Origin of the sequence: Cellulosimicrobium sp. TH-20 (assembly GCF_002105775.1) — a bacterium.
Classification (GTDB): Bacteria; Actinomycetota; Actinomycetes; order Actinomycetales; family Cellulomonadaceae; genus Cellulosimicrobium; species Cellulosimicrobium funkei.
Genome location: NZ_CP020857.1, coordinates 159,424 through 178,938, shown reverse-complemented (window position 1 = coordinate 178,938; position 19,515 = coordinate 159,424). Strand labels below are relative to the sequence as shown.

General features: G+C 74.9%; 18 protein-coding genes and 2 riboswitches. Of the genes, 15 read left to right on the top strand and 3 right to left on the bottom strand.

The features are described from left to right. The first annotated feature begins 114 nt into the window (after positions 1-114). The 12 genes from B8281_RS00830 (at position 115) to B8281_RS00775 (ending at position 14,084) form a co-directional block, all read left to right on the top strand. Complete coding sequence (locus B8281_RS00830; protein WP_085386606.1) at positions 115-1,149, top strand: ABC transporter substrate-binding protein; 1,035 nt, start codon at positions 115-117, stop codon at positions 1,147-1,149. A gap of 7 nt (positions 1,150-1,156) precedes the next feature. After that, complete coding sequence (locus B8281_RS00825; RefSeq protein WP_085386605.1) at positions 1,157-2,350, top strand: FAD-dependent oxidoreductase; 1,194 nt, start codon at positions 1,157-1,159, stop codon at positions 2,348-2,350. Further along, positions 2,347-3,288, top strand: coding sequence for an NADPH-dependent oxidoreductase (locus B8281_RS00820; RefSeq protein WP_085386604.1), 942 nt, complete (start codon positions 2,347-2,349; stop codon positions 3,286-3,288). Before B8281_RS00825 ends, B8281_RS00820 begins: the two co-directional genes overlap by 4 nt. A 60-nt stretch (positions 3,289-3,348) precedes the next feature. Then, entirely contained in the window at positions 3,349-4,611 is a 1,263-nt protein-coding gene (locus B8281_RS00815; protein WP_085386603.1) for an LLM class flavin-dependent oxidoreductase, read from the top strand. 27 nt (positions 4,612-4,638) lie between these two features. Then, positions 4,639-5,049: a rhodanese-like domain-containing protein gene (locus B8281_RS19995; RefSeq protein ID WP_085386602.1), complete on the top strand. Its 411-nt coding sequence runs from the start codon at positions 4,639-4,641 to the stop codon at positions 5,047-5,049. A gap of 84 nt (positions 5,050-5,133) precedes the next feature. Then, positions 5,134-6,249, top strand: a complete 1,116-nt coding sequence (locus B8281_RS00805) for an LLM class flavin-dependent oxidoreductase (protein WP_085388538.1) — start codon at positions 5,134-5,136, stop codon at positions 6,247-6,249. A 130-nt stretch (positions 6,250-6,379) separates the two neighbouring features. Beyond that, positions 6,380-7,477 carry an LLM class flavin-dependent oxidoreductase gene (locus B8281_RS00800; protein WP_085386601.1) on the top strand — a complete coding sequence of 366 codons (1,098 nt, stop codon included), beginning with the start codon at positions 6,380-6,382 and terminating at the stop codon, positions 7,475-7,477. 220 nt (positions 7,478-7,697) lie between these two features. Beyond that, positions 7,698-8,018, top strand: coding sequence for a contact-dependent growth inhibition system immunity protein (locus tag B8281_RS00795; RefSeq protein WP_085386600.1), 321 nt, complete (start codon positions 7,698-7,700; stop codon positions 8,016-8,018). A 366-nt stretch (positions 8,019-8,384) separates the two neighbouring features. Continuing rightward, a riboswitch (SAM riboswitch) is annotated at positions 8,385-8,498 on the top strand. A gap of 103 nt (positions 8,499-8,601) precedes the next feature. Beyond that, the gene (locus tag B8281_RS00790; protein ID WP_085386599.1) at positions 8,602-10,230 is read left to right on the top strand and encodes an ABC transporter substrate-binding protein; all 1,629 of its coding nucleotides are present in this window, start codon (positions 8,602-8,604) and stop codon (positions 10,228-10,230) included. A 70-nt stretch (positions 10,231-10,300) separates the two neighbouring features. Next, entirely contained in the window at positions 10,301-11,254 is a 954-nt protein-coding gene (locus B8281_RS00785; protein WP_085386598.1) for an ABC transporter permease, read from the top strand. Next, entirely contained in the window at positions 11,251-12,297 is a 1,047-nt protein-coding gene (locus tag B8281_RS00780) for an ABC transporter permease (RefSeq protein WP_085386597.1), read from the top strand. Before B8281_RS00785 ends, B8281_RS00780 begins: the two co-directional genes overlap by 4 nt. Next, a complete protein-coding gene (locus tag B8281_RS00775; protein ID WP_085386596.1) occupies positions 12,294-14,084 on the top strand; it encodes an ABC transporter ATP-binding protein in 1,791 nt (596 codons plus the stop codon). Before B8281_RS00780 ends, B8281_RS00775 begins: the two co-directional genes overlap by 4 nt. Positions 14,085-14,140: 56 nt before the next feature. On the opposite strand, the gene B8281_RS00770 is transcribed toward B8281_RS00775, so the two are convergent. Then, positions 14,141-14,626: a Dps family protein gene (locus B8281_RS00770; RefSeq protein ID WP_051028364.1), complete on the bottom strand. Its 486-nt coding sequence runs from the start codon at positions 14,624-14,626 to the stop codon at positions 14,141-14,143. A 239-nt stretch (positions 14,627-14,865) separates the two neighbouring features. Here B8281_RS00770 and B8281_RS00765 point away from each other — a divergent pair, with 239 nt between their 5' ends. Next, complete coding sequence (locus B8281_RS00765; protein ID WP_085386595.1) at positions 14,866-15,891, top strand: aldo/keto reductase; 1,026 nt, start codon at positions 14,866-14,868, stop codon at positions 15,889-15,891. 113 nt (positions 15,892-16,004) lie between these two features. After that, positions 16,005-16,397: a hypothetical protein gene (locus B8281_RS00760; protein WP_228074943.1), complete on the top strand. Its 393-nt coding sequence runs from the start codon at positions 16,005-16,007 to the stop codon at positions 16,395-16,397. A gap of 86 nt (positions 16,398-16,483) precedes the next feature. Here the strand turns inward: B8281_RS00760 and B8281_RS00755 are convergent, their stop codons facing one another. Both B8281_RS00755 and B8281_RS00750 read right to left on the bottom strand, forming a co-directional pair. After that, positions 16,484-17,047 (bottom strand): flavin reductase family protein, encoded by a 564-nt coding sequence (locus tag B8281_RS00755; protein ID WP_034653585.1) that lies wholly within the window; start codon positions 17,045-17,047, stop codon positions 16,484-16,486. Beyond that, a complete protein-coding gene (locus B8281_RS00750; protein WP_085388537.1) occupies positions 17,044-17,643 on the bottom strand; it encodes an NADPH-dependent FMN reductase in 600 nt (199 codons plus the stop codon). Before B8281_RS00750 ends, B8281_RS00755 begins: the two co-directional genes overlap by 4 nt. A gap of 54 nt (positions 17,644-17,697) precedes the next feature. Continuing rightward, a riboswitch (SAM riboswitch) is annotated at positions 17,698-17,800 on the bottom strand. Positions 17,801-18,026: 226 nt separating this feature from the next. On the opposite strand from B8281_RS00750, the gene gdhA reads away from it, so the two are divergent. Then, positions 18,027-19,364, top strand: coding sequence for an NADP-specific glutamate dehydrogenase (gene gdhA / locus B8281_RS00745; RefSeq protein ID WP_021482903.1), 1,338 nt, complete (start codon positions 18,027-18,029; stop codon positions 19,362-19,364). Positions 19,365-19,515 lie beyond the last annotated feature (151 nt).

Here is a 19,515-nt window from a genome sequence, read left to right as displayed (position 1 = left end):
CCACCCGACGTCCACCGACGCCCACAGTCGTCACCCGCGACCGGCCGCCCGGCCGTCCCGCACACCCGCACTCCCTGCGTCACCCGGACGCACCACCCGAGAGGTAGGACACCCGTGACCGCAACGACCACCCGCGCCCGCGCCCCCCGCGCGCTCGCCGCCCTCGCCGTCGTGCCCCTGCTGGCGCTCGCGGCCTGCTCCGGGGTGAGCACCGAGGCCCCGGCCGCGGCGGACGAGGGCGCGGCGTCCTCCGACGGCACGACGGAGAGCACGACGTCCGTCTCGGACGCCCTCGACGTGAGCACGAGCCCCGACCAGGACCGCATCCGCACCACCGAGTCGGCCGAGGCCGTCGCGCTCCTCCCGGACGCCTGGAAGGACAAGGACGAGCTCGTCGTCGCGATCTCCGCGGGCGCCGCACCGCCGCTCGGCTTCCTCGCCGACGACGACGAGACGCCCATCGGCAACGAGACCGACGTCGCGCAGCTCGTCGCCGACGCGCTCGGCAAGGACCTGCGCCTGGAGGTCAAGGCCTGGGCCGACTGGCCGCTCGCGCTCGGCTCGGGCGACGTCGACGCCGTGATCTCCAACGTCACGGTGACCGAGGAGCGCAAGGAGACCATCGACTTCTCCACCTACCGCAACGACGAGCTCGGCTGGCTCGTGGGTGCCGACTCCGACATCACGTCGATCACGAAGCGCGAGGACATCGCGGGCAAGGTCGTCGCCGTCGGCTCCGGGACGAACCAGGAGAAGATCGTGCTCGAGTGGGACCGCCTCAACCAGGAGGACGGCCTCGAGCCCATCCAGGGCCCCGAGTACTACGAGCAGTTCTCCGACGTCCTGCTCGCGCTCCAGTCCGGGCGCATCGAGACGTACGTCGGCCCCAACGCGTCGCTCGCGTACCAGGCGGCGATCTCCCCGCAGGACTTCAAGGTCGTGGGCACGCTCAACGGCGGCTGGCCCGACACGGCGCAGATCGCCGTCGCCACGAAGAAGGGCAACGAGGCGGCCCCGGCCATCACGGCCGCGATCAACCACGCCATCGAGGACGGCACCTACCTCGAGGTGCTCCAGCGGTGGGGCCTGGAGTCCGAGGCCGTCGAGGAGTCGCAGACCAACCCGCCCGGCCTGCCGAAGACGGAGTGACCCGCGCATGACCACCAGCACCCAGCACGTCGACCACCTCGTGGTCGGGGGCGGCGTCATGGGCTCGGCCGCGGCGTGGCAGCTCGCCCGGCGCGGGCGCGACGTCGTGCTGCTCGAGCGCTTCGCGCCCGGGCACGCGCACGGCGCCTCGCACGGGACGTCGCGCATCTACCGCACGACGTACGCCGAGCCCGAGTACCTCGACCTCGCGCAGGAGGCGCTGCGCCTGTGGCGCGAGGTCGAGGACGAGACCGGGACCGAGCTCCTCGACGTCACGGGCGGCGTGAGCCACGGGCGTCGCGACAGCGCGGCCGAGCGCCGCGTCGACGCGATCGGCGCCGCGTTCGCGGCCCGGGGGATCGAGCACGAGTGGCTCGACCCCGCGGCCGCGGCCGAGCGCTGGCCGGGGCTGCGGTTCGAGGGCCGGGTGCTGCACGAGGTCGCGACGGCCGGCCGGCTCCACGCCGACCGGGCCGTCGCGGCCCTCCAGGGGGCCGCGGCCGCCCGGGGTGCCGACGTGCGGCACCAGGTCGCCGTCCGGCACGTCGAGCGCGTCCCCGAGGGCGTGCGCGTCGTCACCGACGGCGCCGACGTCGTCGCGCGGGTCGTCGTCGTGACCGTCGGGGCGTGGAGCGCGGGTCTGCTCGGCGCCCCGGCGGGCGGCCTGCTGGGGCAGGAGCTCCCGCTCGTCGTCACGCAGGAGCAGCCCGCCCACTTCGCGCTCGCCCCCGGGACGTCGCCCGCGGGGTGGCCCGCGTTCACGCACGACGCCGGTCCCGGCACCGCGTGGCCGAGCGGCGTCTACGGGCTCGCGACCCCGGGCGAGGGCGTCAAGGTCGGCTTCCACGGCGTCGGCCCCGTCGTCGACCCCGACCGGCGCTCGTACCGGCCGGAGCCGGGCCAGCTCGCCGCGCTGCGCGACTACGTGCGGACCTGGCTGCCCGGCCTCGACCCCGACGCGTGGGTCCCCGTGAGCTGCACGTACACCACGACGCCCGACCACGACTTCGTGCTCGACCGGCGTGGTCCGGTCGTCGTCGGCGCCGGGTTCTCCGGCCACGGCTTCAAGTTCGCCCCGGCCGTCGGGCGCGTGCTCGCCGACCTCGCGACCGCCCCCGGCGCCCTGCCCGACGGCGGCACCGCCGCCGAGCGGTTCGCGCTCGCCCGCCTCGCCGCACTCCCCGAGAGGACCGCCTCATGACGATCGCTCCCGCACCCACCGCTGGGGACGCTGCGGCCCCGGCCGCGGACCCCGGGACGCTCCGCGCGCCGTCCCACGACGCCGACGGTGCCCGCGCCGCGCTCGCCGCGCGGTACGGCGTCGACCTCGCCGCGGTCGAGGACGTCGCGCCCGGCGCGACCGCGGGCCTGGCACCCGCCGCGGACCGTCCCGGCACCGTCCTCGCGACGCAGCTGGGCCACCGGACGGTGCGCCGCTACCGCACCGACCCGCTGGCCCACCACGTCGTGCCGACGCTCGTCGCCGCCGCGCAGTCCGCCCCGACGTCGTCGAACCTCCAGCTCTGGAGCGTCGTCGCCGTCACCGACCCCGTGCGCAAGGCGCGGCTCGCGGCGCTCGCGGGCGACCAGGAGCACGTGCGCACCGCGCCGCTGCTGCTCGTCTGGCTCGCCGACGTCGCGCGGGCCCGCGCCCTCGGCGAGCGCGAGGGCGTCCGGCTCGAGGCGACCGACTACCTCGAGACGACGGTCGTCGCGTTCCTCGACGCCGCGCTCGCCGCGCAGAACGCCGTCGTGGCGGCGGAGTCGCTCGGTCTCGGCACCGTGTACATCGGCGCGCTGCGCAACCACCCCGCCCAGGTCGCGGCCGAGCTCGGCCTGCCCGAGGGCGTCGTCGCGGTCGTGGGGCTCGTCGTCGGGCACCCCGACCCCGCGGGCGGCGAACGGGTCAAGCCGCGGCTGCCGCAGGCGGCCGTCCTGCACGCCGAGCGCTACCGCGCCGTCGGGCAGGACCAGCACGTCGCGGCGTACGAGGAGCGCATCGCGCCCTTCTACCGCGAGGAGGGGCTCGACGGCGGCTGGCGCGACCGCGTCGTCGACCGCCTGCGCGTCCCCGGCGCCCTGCGCGGGCGCGCCCACCTGCGCACCACGCTCGCCGCGCTCGGGTTCCCGTCCAAGTAGCCCGGCGGGCCCCCACGCGACCGCGTCGCCCCGAGCCACCGCACCCCACCAGAGGAAGCCATGTCCCACCAGCACCCGCACCCGACCGCCACCCCCGGCGGGCCGCGACCGGCGTCCGGCCGCGTCCCGCTGTCCGTGCTCGACCTCGCGATCGTCCCCGAGGGGGCGACGGGCCAGGACGCGGTGCGCCGCGCCGTCGGGCTCGCGCGCGACCTCGACCGGCTCGGCTACCACCGCGTCTGGTACGCCGAGCACCACCTGTCGCCCGGCGTCGGCTCCGCGTCGCCCGCCGTGCTCGCCGCCGCCGTCGCGGCCCGGACCGAGCGCATCCGTGTCGGCAGCGGTGCCGTGCTGCTCAGCACGACGAGCCCGCTCGTCGCCGCCGAGCAGTTCGGGACGATCGCCGCGCTCCACCCGGGCCGCGTCGACCTCGGGCTCGGCCGCGCGTTCACGCCGCCGACGGGGGAGAAGGGGGCCGGGGCGCCGCGGCGGGCCCGGCCCGCCACCGGGCCGCGGGTCGTCGACGGGCTGTACGTGCCCGGCGCGCCGCCCGCCGACGTGAACGACTCCGTGCTGCGCGAACGCATCCTCGCGCAGAAGCGGATCGTCGGGGCGTCGCGCACCCCGGCGAGCTTCCGCGACGAGCTCGAGCTCGTGCTCGGGCTGCGCGCGGGGACCTACCGCGACGAGCGCGGGACGCCGTACGTGAGCCCGCCCGTCGAGGGCGCCGACTGGGACCTGTGGGTCCTCGCGTCGAGCGCGGGCGAGAGCGCGCGCGTCGCGGGCGAGCTCGGGCTGCCGCTCGCCGCGAACTACCACGTGGCGCCGTCGGCGACGCTCGACACCGTCGCCGCGTACCGCGAGGCGTTCCGGCCGGGCGTGCTCGACGAGCCCTACGTCGTCGTGTCCGCCGACGTGCTCGTCGCCGACACCGTCGAGCGGGCCCGCGAGCTCGCGACGCCGTTCGCGGACTGGGTGCTCTCCATCCGCAGCGGCGCCGACGGCGCGATCGCCTACCCGGAGCCGGGCACGTCGCCCGCGTGGGAGGAGCGTCCGGAGGCGGAGCGCGCGCTCGTCGCCGACCGCGTCGACACACGCATCGTCGGTGACCCCGAGACCGTCGTGCGGCGGCTCGAGACCCTGCGCCGCGCGACCGGCGCGGACGAGCTGCTCGTCACCACCGCGACCCACGACGCCGACGACGCCCGACGCTCGTTCGCGCTGCTCGCCGAGCACTGGTTCGCGGGCGCCCCGAGCGGCGGCGACACCACGACCACGACCGCTACGCCCGCCGTCGCACCCGCGCTCGCCACCACCCGCTGACGCCACCACCCCGCGAAGGAGACACCCATGACCACGACCCCGCCCCTGCGGGCCGCGACCGACGCCGCCGCCCAGGTCGCCGACGGCGCGCTGCTGATCGACGTGCGCTCGGCCGGCGGTCGCGCCGCGCACGGCGAGATCCCCGGCGCCACGCTCGCCGACCGCGACGACCTGGACGCGCTGTTCGGCCCCGCCGACGCCCCGGTGATCTCGCTCGACACGCCCGTCGTCGTCGTGTGCGGGTCGCCGAACGGCTCCGGGCCCGTCGCCGAGGCGCTCGCACGCCGGGGGTACACGCACGTGTCCCACGTCGACGGCGGCTTCCCCGCGTGGAAGGAGGCCGGCCTCCCGGCGTCCGACCCGGTCGGGGCGGCCCCGGAGCCCGCGCCCGCGGGGCCCGCGGCGTCGCCGGACCCGACGGCGCCCGCCCGGCCCTGAGCCGGCGGCCGGACCGTGCCCCGCACGTCCGGCCCCCGCACCACCGCACGACGCACCACCCGCACCGACACCACGGAGACCCTCATGCCCGTCGAGTTCCTCGGCATCGCCACGACCAACGACGCCTCGGAGACCACCGAGCGCACGACCGCCGCGTTCGACCCCGCCTACCTCGAGCGCCTCGTGCGCGCGCACGAGGACAACGGCTGGACGCGCGTCCTCTTCGCGTACGGCTCCTCCGGCCCCGAGCCCGCCGCGCTCGCCGCCTACACCGCCGCGCGCCTGCAGTCGATCGAGCTGCTGCTCGCGCACCGGCCCAACGTGTCCTACCCGACGTACGCCGCCAAGACGTTCGCGACGCTCGACCAGCTCTCCGGCGGGCGGCTCTCCGTGCACTTCATCACCGGCGGAAACGACCACGAGCAGGGCCGCGAGGGCGACACGCTGACCAAGGACGAGCGGTACGCGCGCACCCACGAGTACATCCAGATCGTCAAGCAGGCCTGGTCGAGCGCCGAGCCGTTCGACCACCACGGGCCGTTCTACGACTTCGACGACTTCGTGCTCGACGCCAAGCCGTTCGAGGGCCGCACCCCGACCATCTCGTTCGGCGGGTCGTCGGACGCCGCGTTCCGCGTCGGCGCGGCCGAGGCCGACATCTACGCCGTCTGGGGCGAGCCGCTCGACCGCACCGCCGAGCAGATCGCGCGCGTGCACGCCGAGGCCGCCGCCGCGGGCCGCACGACGCCGCCGCGCATCCACGCCGCGTTCCGGCCGATCGTCGCGCCGACCGAGGAACTCGCCTGGGAGAAGGCGCACCGCATCCTCGACCGGATCGAGGCGCGCAAGGCCGCCGCGGGGGGCCAGCTCAGCCGTCGGCACCCGATCGACAAGCCCGAGAACGCGGGTTCCCAGCGCCTGCGCGAGATCGCCGCCCAGGGCGAGCGCTTCGACACCGCGCTGTGGACCGCGACCGCGAAGGCCACCGGCGGCGCCGGCAACTCCAACGCGCTCGTCGGCACGCCCGAGCAGGTCGCCGAGGCGCTGCTCGCCTACTACGACCTCGGCGTCCGCGTCATCTCCGCGCGCGGCTACGACCTGCTGGACGACGCGGTCGACTTCGGTCGCTACGTCATCCCGCTCGTCCGCGAGGAGGTGGCGAAGCGCGACGCCGCCGCCGCCGAGGCCACCGCGGCCTGACAGATCGGCAACCCCGCCCCGGGGTCGGCAGCTCCGGTCGGGTTCGGCACCTGCGCGTGCCGAACTCGACCGGAGCTGCCGAACGCGCCGGTACCGGCCCCGGACGACGACGAACAACAAGGAGAAGGACGTGCGGTTCCAGGTACTCGACATCGTGTTCAACCCGCCCCACCCCGTGACCGGGGAGGCGGTCGCGCCGTCCGACCGGTTGAACCGGGTCGTGGAGACGGCGGTGCTGGCCGAGGAGCTCGGGTTCGACTCGTTCGCGGTGGGGGAGCGGCACGCGGGAGAGATGCTGTCGTCGGCGCCGACGGTGCTCCTCGGCGCGGTCGCGGCGCGGACGTCGCGCATCCTGCTGAGCACGGGCGTCACCGTGCTGTCGCTGCTCGACCCGATCCGCGTCGCCGAGGACCTCGCGACGGTCGACCAGCTGAGCCGCGGGCGGCTGGAGATCGTCATCGGCAAGGGCAACGAGGTGCTGCAGTACCCGCTGCTCGGGCTGGACCTCGACAAGCAGTACGAGTACCTCCAGGAGAACTACGAGCTGCTGCGCCTGCTGCTGTCGGAGGAGGACGTCAGCTGGAGCGGGCGGCACCGCCACGCGCTGGAGCACGCGACGACGCTGCCACGGCCGTTCGCCGGGCCGTTCCGGATCTGGCACGGGTCGGCGACGTCGCGCTTCGCGGTGGACCTCGCGGCCCGGTACGGGGACCCGATCGTCAGCGCCAACGCGTTGCAGCCGCGCGAGAACTACCAGGTGCTCATCGACCGCTACCGCGAGCAGTACGCGGCGCACGGGCACGACCCGGCGTACGGGTTCGTCGGGTCGGGCTCGGGCGGGCTGTTCCTCGCCGACACGACGGAGGAGGCGATCGAGCAGTACCGCCCGATCTACGAGGGCCAGGTCGCGGCGGCGGCGCGCCGGGGGTACGGGCCGGACGCCGTCGGGAAGGCACCGAGCTTCCGGACGGTCGAGGACGCCGTCGAGCGCGGGCCCGCGCTCGTGGGGTCGCCGGAGCGCGTGGCGGAGAAGATCCTCGACTACCACGCCTCGTACCGGCACGACCTGCAGTCCGTCTCGGTGAACCACCTGATCCCCGCGGCGCAGCAGGAGGACGTGCTGCGCCGGTTCGCGGAGGAGGTCGTGCCCGTCGTGCAGGCCGAGGTGAAGACGGACCTGTGGAGCCCGGCCGACACCCGCCGCGCGGCGGGGTTCACGGCGGCCTGACGAGGCATCCTCGACGCCACGGCCGGTTCGCTCTTCCTCGAGCCGGGCGGCGTGGATGACGGAGGTGGCTGCGCTGCGGGCCCGGCGGCAGGCTGAGAACACCCCTGCTGAAGAGGCCCACGGTGTAGCGTCGCGTCCCGGGCGCAGCTCCGGTCTCGACGCAGGCTCTCGCACTCACGCCGCCCTTCCTTGACGCGACGACCCCTCCGCGAGGTGCGCCATGACGACCCACCACTCGCTCGACGCGTTCTTCGGCTCGTTCTTCCACCAGGACTGGGAAGAGGACTACGGGAGTCCCGCAGGTGCTCTGGCGCGCTTCCTGGACCTGGTCGGCCCCAGCAGGTACGACGGACTCGTCGACGAGATCGACAGCACCCTGGACCGCTACCGTTCCGACGAGCAGGTCGTCGAGTGGATCAACGGCCGGCTTCATGCCGAGCTCTATCGCGAGGCCGTGGGAATGCCGCTGCGCGACTGGCTCCTCGTGGTGCGGGGAGAAGTGACGGCGAGAATCACCGCATCAGATCTTGACGGTCCCTGAGGAGTTTCGCTCTCTCGGTCTCTCGCGTGCCGGCTACGGTCGGCGGGCCTGATCGCGACGGCTCCGGTGGCGCGTCGTGCTCGGCGTGCCGGCGCACGTCCGGGCGTCGACGACGTCGCTGTCGACGCCCGTGGCGCGCGCTTCGCTGTCGGTGGCGTCGCGGCGGTCCGTGCTGCCGCAGGTCGGGCGCCCGTCCGAGCGCGCCCGGTCCGTGGCGCCACCCCACCTCCCGAGTCGCCCTTCCCGGCGCGGTGACACGCGAGACGGCCGCGACTCGCGTCGTCTCGGCGGAAACAACCGTCCGCCTGGCGGGACGGCCGTCTCGATACTTGACTCAACCAGTCGAGATTGTCTTTCCTGCTCCCAGGTGACGAGCGTCAGCACGCAGGCCCGGCTCGCTGACCAGCAACCCTTCGACGTGACGGGGTGCTCCGGGAACGACCTGACCGCGTGGCTCCCGCCGCGCGGTAAGCACGGCACCCCGGTGGGTCCCCCGCCGCGCCGGCCCTGGGCCCGGCACGGTCGACCACCGGCGCCGGACGACCGCCGGTCCTCAGCCGGCACACGAGGAGAGCAGCACGACATGATCCCCACACCTCACCGACGCCGGTCCCTGACCGTCGCCGCGGCGGCCGCCGCGACGGGCCTCCTGCTCAGCGCGTGCGCGGGCGGCGGCTCCGGCGCGTCCGACGGCGACGGGTCGCCCAGCCCGTCCGGCGAGCCCGTGACGGGCGGCGACCTGACGTTCGCCCTCACGGTCGACTCGCACTGCATCGACCCGCAGCAGGTCGGCAACAACGACGCCATCGCGGCGGCCCGCCAGACCGTCGCGTCGCTCACGGCGCAGGACCCGGAGTCGGGCGAGATCCTGCCGTGGCTCGCGGAGAGCTGGGGGGTGAACGACGACGCGTCGAGCTACACGTTCCACCTGCGCGACGACGCGACGTACGCCGACGGCACGCCGATCGACGCCGAGTCGGTGAAGACGAACTTCGACGCGATCGTCGCGCTCGGCGCGACGGCGTCGCTCGGGTCGCAGTACCTCGTCGGCTACGAGGGCACGACCGTCACCGACCCGCAGACCCTCACGGTGGACTTCGCGGAGCCGAGCGCGCAGTTCCTCCAGGCGACGTCGACGTTCTCGCTCGGCCTCCTCGCCCCGTCCTCGGCCGGCCTGAGCGTCGAGGACCGCTGCGCTGGGAAGTTCGTCGGCTCGGGCCCGTTCTCCGTGAAGTCGTACACGCAGGACCAGGAGATCGTGCTCGAGAAGGTCGCGGGCTACGCGTGGGGCTCGGAGGCGAGCGACCACCAGGGCGAGGCCTACCTCGACACGGTGACGTTCAAGGTCATCCCCGAGGCGAGCGTGCGCAGCGGCAGCCTGGAGTCGGGGCAGATCGACGCCACGGCCGCGATCTCGACCGTCGACCTGCCGCAGTTCGACGGGAACGGGTTCTGGCTCGAGTACCGCGCCAACCCGGGCGTCGTGTTCAACCTCTTCCCCAACGAGTCGAGCCCGCTCGCGGGCGACGAGGCCGTGCGGACGGCGATCCTCCAGGGCATCGACCGCGAGCAGATCGCGGACACCGTGCTCAGCGCCCAGGACGAGCCGGCCACGAGCGTCCTGTCGCACTCGACCCCGCTGTACGAGAGCGTCGCGGACGAGCTCGCCTACGACCCCGAGGGCGCGAAGAAGATCCTCGACGACGCGGGCTGGGTCGAGGGCGCCGACGGCGTCCGGGAGAAGGACGGCCAGAAGCTCTCCACGACCGTGACGTTCTGGCAGGTGCCGGAGCCGCTCGAGCTCGTCCAGCAGCAGCTCGCGCAGATCGGCGTGGACCTCCAGCTCCAGCACGTGACCGTCGCCGAGTCGCAGGCGATCAAGGAGAGCGGCGACTTCGACTTCGACTACTACAACCTCACGCGCTCCGACCCGGACGTGCTGCGGACGATCTTCTCGGCGAACGCGCGCAACATCAACCAGCGCGACGCCGAGGAGGTCGACGACCTGCTCGACGCGTCGGCCGCGGCGACCGACCCGGCCGAGCGCCAGGAGCTCGTCACGGAGGCGTCGCGCCTGCTCGTGCAGAAGGGCCACGCGATCCCGGTCTACGAGCTCTCGACGACCATCGCGGCCGCCGACACGGTCCACGGCCTGACGTTCGAGGCGTCGTCGCGCCTCGACTTCTACGACGCCTGGGTCACCCAGGGCTGACCCGCCGGGCCCGCCTGCCCGACGCCGCGGCGTCGGGCAGGCGGGCATCCCCCACGGAAGGAGGCCGACCATGGGCCGGTACGTCCTGCGTCGCGCCGGGCAGGGCCTGTTCGTGCTCTGGGCGGCGTTCACCATCTCGTTCTTCGTCCTCTACCTGCTGCCCAGCGACCCGGCCGCGCTCATGGCGAGCGGCGGGGGCGAGGCGGACCAGGTGGACCCCGCGCTGCTCGACGCCCTGCGCGCCCAGTACGGCCTCGACCGGCCCGTGCTCGTGCAGTACGCGGACGCGCTGTGGCACGCGCTGCGGCTCGACTTCGGGACGTCGTACGCGTCCGGGGCGCCCGCGACGCAGCTCGTGCTCCAGGCGCTCCCGGAGACGCTCCGGCTCACCGCCGCGGGGCTCGTCCTCGCCGTCGTGGCGGGCGCCGGCATCGCGATCGCGAGCACGTTTCCGCGCGCGGCCTGGCTGCGCCACGCGCTCGCGTCGCTCCCTCCGTTCGGCGTCGCCCTGCCGCCGTTCTGGCTGGGCCTCCTCCTGCTGCAGTGGTTCTCCTTCCAGATCCCGCTGTTCCCCGCGATCGGCAACCAGGGCGCGATCAGCCTCGTGCTGCCGGCGATCACGCTCACCGTGCCGGCGAGCGCGGCGCTCGCCCAGGTGCTCGCGCGGAGCCTGCGCGGGACGCTCGGCGAGCCGTACGTGGAGACGGCGCGCGCCAAGGGTGCGAGCCGCGCGCGCGTGCACTTCGGCCACGCGCTGCGCAACGCCGCGATCCCCGCGCTGACCGTGCTGGGCGTCGTCGTGGGCGGGCTGCTCGGCGGCACGGTCGTCACCGAGACGGTGTTCTCGCGCGCGGGCCTAGGACGGCTCACGGTCACGTCGGTGGACGCGCAGGACATCCCCGTGGTGCAGGCGGTCGTCGTCCTCTCGGCGCTCGTGTTCGTGGTCGTCACGCTCGTGGTCGACCTGCTCTACCCCCTGCTCGACCCCCGGATCGACGCACGACAGAAGGCGGTGGCCGCATGAGCACCAGGCCGGGAGTGCGCATCGTGCTCCGGGACGAGGCCCGGGTCGCGGACCGTGCCGCGGCGGCGGACGTGCCGCCGTCGGGCGCGCTCGCCCCCGACGCCCCGCCCGCCGACGCGCCCGGGGGACGCACGCCCGCGGAGATCGAGGTCGAGGACCGCGAGGACGCGCGCGCGATCCTCCGGCACGGCCGCGTGCGGACCCGGGGCACGGCGGGCCGGTGGCGGCGCGGGGCGCGGTACGCCGTGCGGCGGCCCGGGCTGGTCGTCGCCGTGCTCGTCGTCCTGCTCGTCACGGCGTGGGCGGTCGTCCCGCAGCTCTTCACGTCGTACGACCCGCTGACGGGCGTGCCCGCGGACCGGCTGCAGCCGCCGTCGGGCGCGCACCTGTTCGGCACCGACCACCTGGGGCGGGACGTGTACGCGCGCGTCGTCCACGGCGCGTCGGCCTCGCTCGGCGCGACCGTCGTCGCGGTCGCGGTCGGGCTCGTCGCCGGGTCGCTGCTCGGCCTGCTCGCGGGGTTCGTGCGCGGGTGGGTGGACGACGTCGTCGGCCGGTTCGTCGACGTGCTGCTCGCGATCCCCAGCATCCTGCTCTCGCTCGCGATCATCACGGCGCTCGGGTTCGGGACGGTCAAGGTCGCGATCGCCGTCGGCATCACGAGCGTCGCGACGTTCGCCCGCGTCATGCGGGCCGAGGTCGTGCGCACCTCGACGTCGGTGTACGTCGAGGCGGCCCGCGCGTCGGGGGTGCGCTGGTACGGCGTGCTGGGGCGCCACGTGCTGCCCAACTCGACGGGACCGGTGCTCGCGCTCGTCGCGCTCGAGCTCGGCACGGCCGTGCTCGCCATCTCGGCCCTGAGCTTCCTCGGCTACGGGACGCCGCCGCCCGCGCCGGAGTGGGGGTCGCTCGTCTCGGGCGGGCGCGACTACCTGGCCACCGCGTGGTGGCTCACGACCATGCCGGGCCTCGTGATCGTCGCCGTCGTGCTGTCGGCGAACCGCATCGCGCGGGCCCTGGAACGGACCGGAGGGGACGCATGACCGCCACGACGCCGACCAGCCAGGAGCGTCCCGGCCCGACGTCGGGCGAGGTGCCCGCGCTCGAGATCCGCGGTCTGGAGGTCGCCTACCGCACGCGCGACGGCGGCTCGTACGCCGCCGTCCGCGGTGTCGATCTCACGGTGGGGGCGGGCGAGGTCGTCGCGCTCGTGGGCGAGTCCGGGTCGGGCAAGAGCACGACGGCGCACGCGGCCCTGCACCTGCTCGCGCGCGGGGGCGAGGTGACGGCAGGGACCATCCGCCTCGGTGGGCGCGACGTCGGGCGGCTCTCCGAGAAGGAGTGGCAGCAGGTGCGGGGCCGCGACGTCGGGCTCGTGCCGCAGGACCCGACGGTGTCGCTCAACCCCGTGACGCGCGTGGGCGACCAGGTCGCGGAGGTGCTCGTCATCCACGGCCTCGCGCGGCGCAAGGAGGCGCGCGAGCGCGCGGTCGAGCTGCTGCGTCAGGCCGGGATCGACGACCCGGAGGCCCGCGCGCGGCAGTACCCGTCACAGCTCTCCGGCGGGATGCGCCAGCGCGTCCTCATCGCGATCGCCGTCGCGGCCCGGCCGCGCCTCGTCGTCGCGGACGAGCCCACGAGCGCGCTCGACGTGACGGTCCAGCGCCGCATCCTCGACCACCTCGACGGACTCGTGCGCGACCTCGGCACCGCCGTCCTGCTCATCACGCACGACCTCGGCGTCGCGGCGGACCGCGCCGACCGGATCGTCGTCCTCGAGCACGGGGTCGTCGTCGAGGAGGGCACGGCCGACCGGGTGCTGCACGACCCCCGCCACCCGTACACCCAGCAGCTCATCGCGGCGGCGCCGAGCCTCGCGAGCTCGCGCCTCGTCGCGGGCGGCACCCCGGAGACTGCGCCGGGCGACGGCGTCGTCCCGCGCGCCGACGCGAGCCGCGCCGCGGTCGCGAGCCGCGCCGTCAGTCAGGGGATCGCGGTGCCCGACAGTGCCGGCCCGGACCCCGCGAGCGCGCCCGTCCTCGCGGTGCGGGACCTGCGCAAGGAGTTCACGCTGCCGCGCGGGTCGGCGCACCGGACGCTCGTCGCGGTGGACGGCGTGAGCCTCGCGGTCGGGCGCGGCGAGACGTACGCGCTCGTGGGGGAGTCGGGGTCGGGCAAGAGCACGACGGCGCGCCTCGCCCTCCGGCTCGAACGGCCCACCGCGGGCACGGTGGAGTTCGCCGGAGAGGACATCACGACGGCGCGCGGCGAGCGGCTGCGGTCGCTGCGCCGCGGCTTCCAGGTGGTCTACCAGTCCCCGTACGCGTCGCTCGACCCGCGGTTCACCGTCGAGCAGATCGTCACCGAGCCGCTCCGGGCGTACCGGGTCGGCTCGCCGTCCGAGCGTGCCGACCGGGCGCGTGCGCTCGTCGAGGACGTCGCGCTCCCGCCCGACGTGCTCCGCCGGGGACCGCGCGAGCTCTCGGGCGGGCAGCGCCAGCGCGTCGCCATCGCGCGGGCGCTCGCCCTGAACCCGGCGCTCGTCGTGCTCGACGAGCCCGCCTCGGCGCTCGACGTGTCCGTGCAGGCGCAGATCCTCGAGCTGCTCGTGCGTCTCCAGGCCGAGCACGGGCTCGCGTACCTGTTCATCTCGCACGACCTCGCCGTCGTGCGGCAGGTGTCCGACCACGTCGGCGTCATGCACCGCGGGCGCGTCGTCGAGCAGGGGGCGGCCGAGCAGATCCTGCTCGACCCGCAGGAGGAGTACACGCGTGAGCTCGTCGCGGCCATCCCCGGCCGCCGCGCGCGCCAGGGGCGCACGGCGAGGTAGAACGGCCCGTTGCGAGGTAGCACACGGCGTGCTCTACCTCGCGGCGGCGGGCCGGGTCAGGCCTCGCGGTTCTCCGAGGAGAGGAACCAGGCCTGCTTCTCCAGGTCCGCGATGATCTCGTGCAGGATGTCGGCGCTCGTCGGGTCCTCCGCGTCGACGTCGTCGTGCACGGCGCGGACGACCTCGACCGTCTGCGCGATGCGCTCGACGACCGCGTCGACCGTGTCGCCGACCGACACGAGGCCGGCCGGGTACGGCGAGAGGTCCGTCGTCGTCGCGACGGTCTCGGTGCGGCCGTCGGGCACGACCTGGAGCGCGCGCATGCGCTCGGCGACGGTGTCGCTGTGCTCGCGCGCGGCGTCCACGACGTCGTCGAGCTGGAGGTGCAGGTCGCGGAACCCGCGGCCCGTGACGTTCCAGTGGGCCTGCTTGCCCTGGACGTGCAGGTCGACGAGCGCGACGAGCACACGCTGCAGGTGGGCGCGGAGCTTCTCCGACGCCTCGAAGCGTGCCGTCGTGCGGTGGATGGTGGGTGCGGACATGGTGCTCCTCGCTCTCTCGGGGGTCGCCCGGAATCGTGCGGCGGTCACCCGGCTTCCGTCGGTGCCGTTCACTTGAACGATTCCAGACTAGGTCGCATTCCGCGCGCCCGCCAGCAAGGAGAGGCGTGCCTGACCTGCGGCGGCGCTCGTCCCGCAGCCCGGCGTGTCACGTCCTCTCGCCAGGTGAGAGGACGGCGTCCGCCCTTGCCCCCGGCGGCGCGCGGTGGTCCGCTGGGGCCATGACCGACACCTCCCGGACCCCCGCCCCCGGCACCCTCCCGTCGCGCACGCTCGGCACCGGCGGGGCGGCGCTCGCCGTCTCCGCCGTCGGGTTCGGCGGCATGTCCGTCACCGACGCCTACGGCCCCGCGGTCGCCGCGGAGGCCGAGGCCGTGCTGCGCCGCGCGCTCGATCTCGGCGTGACGCTCTTCGACACGGCCGACGTCTACGGCCACGGCCGCAACGAGGAGCTGTTCGGCCGGGTCCTCGGGCCGCACCGGGACGAGATCGTCCTCGCGTCGAAGTTCGGGCTCCCGCCCGCGGGCGGCCACCCCGACGGGCGTCCGGTCGACGGCCGCCCCGAGTACGTCCGTGCCGCAGTCGACGCGAGCCTGCGCCGCCTCGGCACCGACCGCCTCGACCTGTACTACCTGCACCGCGTCGACCCCCAGGTGCCCATCGAGGACACGGTGGGCGCGCTCGCCGAGCTCGTGGAGGCCGGGAAGGTCCGCGGCATCGGTCTCTCGGAGCCGTCCGCCGCGACCGTGCGCCGCGCGCACGCCGTGCACCCCGTGACGGCCGTGCAGAGCGAGTACTCGCTGTGGACGCGCGACCCGGAGGACGAGGTGCTGCCGACGCTGCGCGAGCTCGGGGTCGGCTTCGTGCCCTTCTCGCCGCTCGGCCGGGGCATCCTCACCGGGACCGTGGACGCCACCGACGGCTTCGCGGAGGACGACGTGCGCCGCGCCCACGCCCGGTACGCCGGCGAGGCGTTCGAGCACAACCGCGGCCTCGTGCGCTCCCTGGAGCAGCTCGCCGCGGAGCACGGCGTCACGACGGCGCAGCTCGCGCTCGCGTGGCTCCTCGCGCAGGGCGACGACGTCGTCCCGATCCCGGGGACGAAGCGCGTCGCATACCTGGAGCAGAACGTCGCGGCGGCCGCGGTCGAGCTCACGCCGGACGACGTCGCGACGATCGGCGCGGCGATCCCGCGCGCGGCCGTCCAGGGCGTGCGGCACCCGCAGCCGGACCTCCTCGACGGCTGACCTGCCGCGCGGGCCGGCGGCGAGGGCAGGGGGCCGCCCACCCTGCCTCGCGGGGCCGGGGAGACCTAGACTGGAGAGGTCCTGTGGGTCTCCCCGCGCAGAGGTCGGCTCCGATGTCGTGGCTGCTCATGATCTGGTGCGCGACGGCGTGCACGGCCGCCGCCGCGTGGTGGGTGCTGCGCCGGGCCGGGCGACCTCCGAGCCACCGGGCGGGCGGGCGCCGTCGTGCCGCCGCGGCCCCGGACCCGCTCACGACGCTCGCGCTCCAGGTGCGGCTCACCGCGCTCGCCGCGGAGCTCCGGCGCATCGAGGCCGACCCGGACGTCTACGCGCGCGCCCACCACTACCTAGCGGTCCAGGGCGCCTACGACGCGCTGCTGCGCGAGGCCTGCCGGCTCACGGGGCTCCCGGTCGCGGACGCGCCCCTGCGCGCGGGCTTCCGCACCGGCGACGACGAGCGGTTCCGCGAGGAGCTCGAGCTCAGCGCGCGCGGCTGGAGCTGGTGACGGACCACCCGTGAGGGGCGGCACGGGACGGGCGAGGGGCCCGACGGCGGGACGTCCGCCGTCGGGCCCCTCGCCCGTCCGCGCGCTCAGAGCGCGGAGTGGTCGCCGATCCGGTGGTAGGTGCGGTCGTGGTAGACGAGCGGCGACGCCGCCGCCTCCCGCGGCGCCCCGGGCGCGGCGCCGACGCTCGACGCGAGCGCGCGCAGCGAGACGAGGTAGGAGTCGCCCACCGGGGTGCGCTGGACGACCCGCCCGCGCACCCACGACAGCGCGCCGTCGATCACGGGCTCGCCCGTCGGCAGGCGCGACCAGCCGCCGTCCGCGAACCGGTCGATGCCGCTCGTCGCGAACCGGGCCGAGACGTCGTCCTGGTGGTCCGCGAGGAAGCTCACGGTCAGCGTGCGCGCGGTCGAGACCGCGGGCCACGACGACGACGTGGACGCGAGCGAGAACGCGAGCAGCGGGGGCGCGGCGGAGACGGAGATGACCGACGTCGCGGTGAAGCCGACGAGGCGGTCGCCGTGCTCGAGCGCGACGACGGCGACGCCCGCGGGGTGGCCGCGGAACACGGCCTTGTACTCGTCGGGGGAGAGCTGGGGCTCGTCCTGCTCGGCCAGGAGGGCCTCCAGGTGGGTGAGCTCGGCGGTCATCGGGCCACCCCCGCGAACGCGTCGGCGACAGCCTCGTCGGTGCTGGCCGCCGGGCGGTCCTCCGCCGGGGGGAGCGGTGCCGTGGCGCGGCGCAGGGCGTCGCCCTGGCGCGCGAGCCACGCGTCCACGACCGGTCCCAGGTCCGCGAGCTGCGGCTCGGTGACCGTGAGCGACCGGGTCGGGACGACGGCGCCGAGCTCGACGAGCACGGGTCGCAGGTGCACCTCCCCGACGAGCGCGTGCGCCGGGTTCCCGGACACGACGAGCGGGACCACGACGACGCCCGCGAGCCCGTCGGGGCCGTAGAGGTCGAGGAAGGCCTTGAGCAGCCCGGTGTACGACGCCTTGTAGACCGGCGTCGCCACGACGGCGACGGTCGCCCGGGCGAGCTGCTCACGGGCGGCGTCGGCCGCCGGGTGGTCGGCGGCGAGCACCTCGCCGGCGAGTGACGCCAGGTCGACCGTGGCGACGTCGTCCGCGCCGAGGAGGTCGGCGACGCGGCGCGCGACCGTCTCGGCGGCGCCGAGCGTGCGCGAGCCGGGCCGCGGGTTGCCCGAGACGGCGAGCACCGTCGGGTGGGTGGGGTGGTGGGTCATGTGCACCTCGCAGTAGTCGTCGATCACGCTTGCCGTGCGGGCCGTCCTCGCCGGTGGCGGGGCAGGCCGGGCCCGGCCTGGTCATCTCCCGGAGCACCCCGCCGTGACAGGGGGTTGCCGGCCAGCGAGCCGGGGCTTGGCGCTGGCGCTCGTGACCTGGGGACGGGTATAGCAACCGCCCCGGGAAACTGCACCGGATCGGTAGGGTTTCTCAGTGGGTGGACGGATGTGTCGTCGTCGGTGACTCCTGTGCCGCCCCGTGCGGTCGCTCGTGCGTTGTGGACGCCCGTGCCGGTGCGCGCGGAGTGAGACGGTGTGACGGGAGCTTCTGGCACAGGCGTACCGTCAGCAGGAGTTCCGCCCGCGTCAGACGAGGAGTACCCATGGACAGCCGACTGCAGTCCGTCTACGACGAGGTCCTGCGTCGCAACCCCGGCGAGGCCGAGTTCCACCAGGCCGTGCGCGAGGTCTTCGACTCGCTCGGCCCCGTGCTGCGCAAGCACCCGCGCTACGTCGAGGCCGCCGTCCTCGAGCGCGTGTGCGAGCCGGAGCGCCAGATCATCTTCCGGGTCCCGTGGGTGGACGACACCGGGCGCGTGCAGATCAACCGCGGCTTCCGCGTCGAGTTCAACTCCGCGCTCGGCCCGTACAAGGGCGGCCTGCGGTTCCACCCGTCGGTCTACCTCGGCATCGTGAAGTTCCTCGGCTTCGAGCAGATCTTCAAGAACTCGCTCACGGGCATGCCCATCGGCGGCGGCAAGGGCGGCTCCGACTTCGACCCGCGCGGGCGGTCCGACGGCGAGGTCATGCGGTTCTGCCAGTCCTTCATGACGGAGCTCTACCGGCACATCGGCGAGAACACGGACGTCCCCGCGGGCGACATCGGCGTGGGCGGCCGCGAGATCGGCTACCTCTTCGGGCAGTACAAGCGCATCACCAACCGGTACGAGTCCGGCGTCCTCACGGGCAAGGGCATCTCGTGGGGCGGCTCGCTCGTCCGCACGGAGGCCACGGGCTACGGCACGGTCCTCTTCGCGCAGAACATGCTGGAGACGCGCGGGCAGGAGCTCGACGGGCGCCGCGTCGTCGTCTCGGGCTCGGGCAACGTCGCGATCTACGCGACGGCCAAGGCGCAGCAGCTCGGCGCGAACGTGGTCGCGTTCTCCGACTCGTCGGGCTACGTCGTCGACGAGGCCGGGGTCGACCTCGAGCTCCTGCGCCAGATCAAGGAGGTCGAGCGCGGGCGCGTCGCCGACTACGCCGCGCGCCGTCCCGGGGCCCGCGTCGTCACCGACGGGTCCATCTGGGACGTGCCGTGCGACGTCGCGCTCCCGTGCGCGACGCAGAACGAGCTCGACGAGGCGGCGGCCAAGCAGCTCGTCGCGAACGGCGTCGTCGCGGTCGCGGAGGGCGCCAACATGCCCACGACGCCGAGCGCCGTCGCGCTGCTCCAGGAGGCGGGCGTCCTCTTCGCGCCGGGCAAGGCCGCCAACGCGGGCGGCGTCGCGACGTCGGCCCTCGAGATGCAGCAGAACGCGTCGCGCGACGCGTGGTCCTTCGAGTACACCGAGGACCGCCTCGCGCAGATCATGGCGGGCATCCACGACCGCTGCGTCGAGACGGCCGACGAGTACGGCACGCCCGGCAACTACGTGCTCGGCGCCAACATCGCGGGCTTCACCAAGGTCGCCGACGCGATCCTCGCGCTCGGCGTCATCTGACCCGAGCCGCACGACGACGGCCGTCGGCGCCCCGCGCAGAGCGGTGGTTCCGGCGGCCGTCGTGCGCGCGAGGCCGGCGCGGCACCGTGCCCCGGCGGAGATCCGCGCCCTGCTGTGGGGCACGGAGCGAGGAGCGACGCTCCACACGGGG

Excerpts from the sequence above, each read along its gene's own strand:
- B8281_RS00825 (WP_085386605.1), top strand. The coding sequence starts at position 1,157 with ATGACCACCAGCACCCAGCACGTCGACCACCTCGTGGTCGGGGGCGGC.
- B8281_RS00820 (WP_085386604.1), top strand. The coding sequence starts at position 2,347 with ATGACGATCGCTCCCGCACCCACCGCTGGGGACGCTGCGGCCCCGGCC.
- B8281_RS00815 (WP_085386603.1), top strand. The coding sequence starts at position 3,349 with ATGTCCCACCAGCACCCGCACCCGACCGCCACCCCCGGCGGGCCGCGA.
- B8281_RS19995 (WP_085386602.1), top strand. The coding sequence starts at position 4,639 with ATGACCACGACCCCGCCCCTGCGGGCCGCGACCGACGCCGCCGCCCAG.
- B8281_RS00805 (WP_085388538.1), top strand. The coding sequence starts at position 5,134 with ATGCCCGTCGAGTTCCTCGGCATCGCCACGACCAACGACGCCTCGGAG.
- B8281_RS00795 (WP_085386600.1), top strand. The coding sequence starts at position 7,698 with ATGACGACCCACCACTCGCTCGACGCGTTCTTCGGCTCGTTCTTCCAC.
- B8281_RS00790 (WP_085386599.1), top strand. The coding sequence starts at position 8,602 with ATGATCCCCACACCTCACCGACGCCGGTCCCTGACCGTCGCCGCGGCG.
- B8281_RS00785 (WP_085386598.1), top strand. The coding sequence starts at position 10,301 with ATGGGCCGGTACGTCCTGCGTCGCGCCGGGCAGGGCCTGTTCGTGCTC.
- B8281_RS00780 (WP_085386597.1), top strand. The coding sequence starts at position 11,251 with ATGAGCACCAGGCCGGGAGTGCGCATCGTGCTCCGGGACGAGGCCCGG.
- B8281_RS00775 (WP_085386596.1), top strand. The coding sequence starts at position 12,294 with ATGACCGCCACGACGCCGACCAGCCAGGAGCGTCCCGGCCCGACGTCG.
- B8281_RS00770 (WP_051028364.1), bottom strand. The coding sequence starts at position 14,626 with ATGTCCGCACCCACCATCCACCGCACGACGGCACGCTTCGAGGCGTCG.
- B8281_RS00765 (WP_085386595.1), top strand. The coding sequence starts at position 14,866 with ATGACCGACACCTCCCGGACCCCCGCCCCCGGCACCCTCCCGTCGCGC.
- B8281_RS00760 (WP_228074943.1), top strand. The coding sequence starts at position 16,005 with ATGTCGTGGCTGCTCATGATCTGGTGCGCGACGGCGTGCACGGCCGCC.
- B8281_RS00755 (WP_034653585.1), bottom strand. The coding sequence starts at position 17,047 with ATGACCGCCGAGCTCACCCACCTGGAGGCCCTCCTGGCCGAGCAGGAC.
- B8281_RS00750 (WP_085388537.1), bottom strand. The coding sequence starts at position 17,643 with ATGACCCACCACCCCACCCACCCGACGGTGCTCGCCGTCTCGGGCAAC.
- gdhA (WP_021482903.1), top strand. The coding sequence starts at position 18,027 with ATGGACAGCCGACTGCAGTCCGTCTACGACGAGGTCCTGCGTCGCAAC.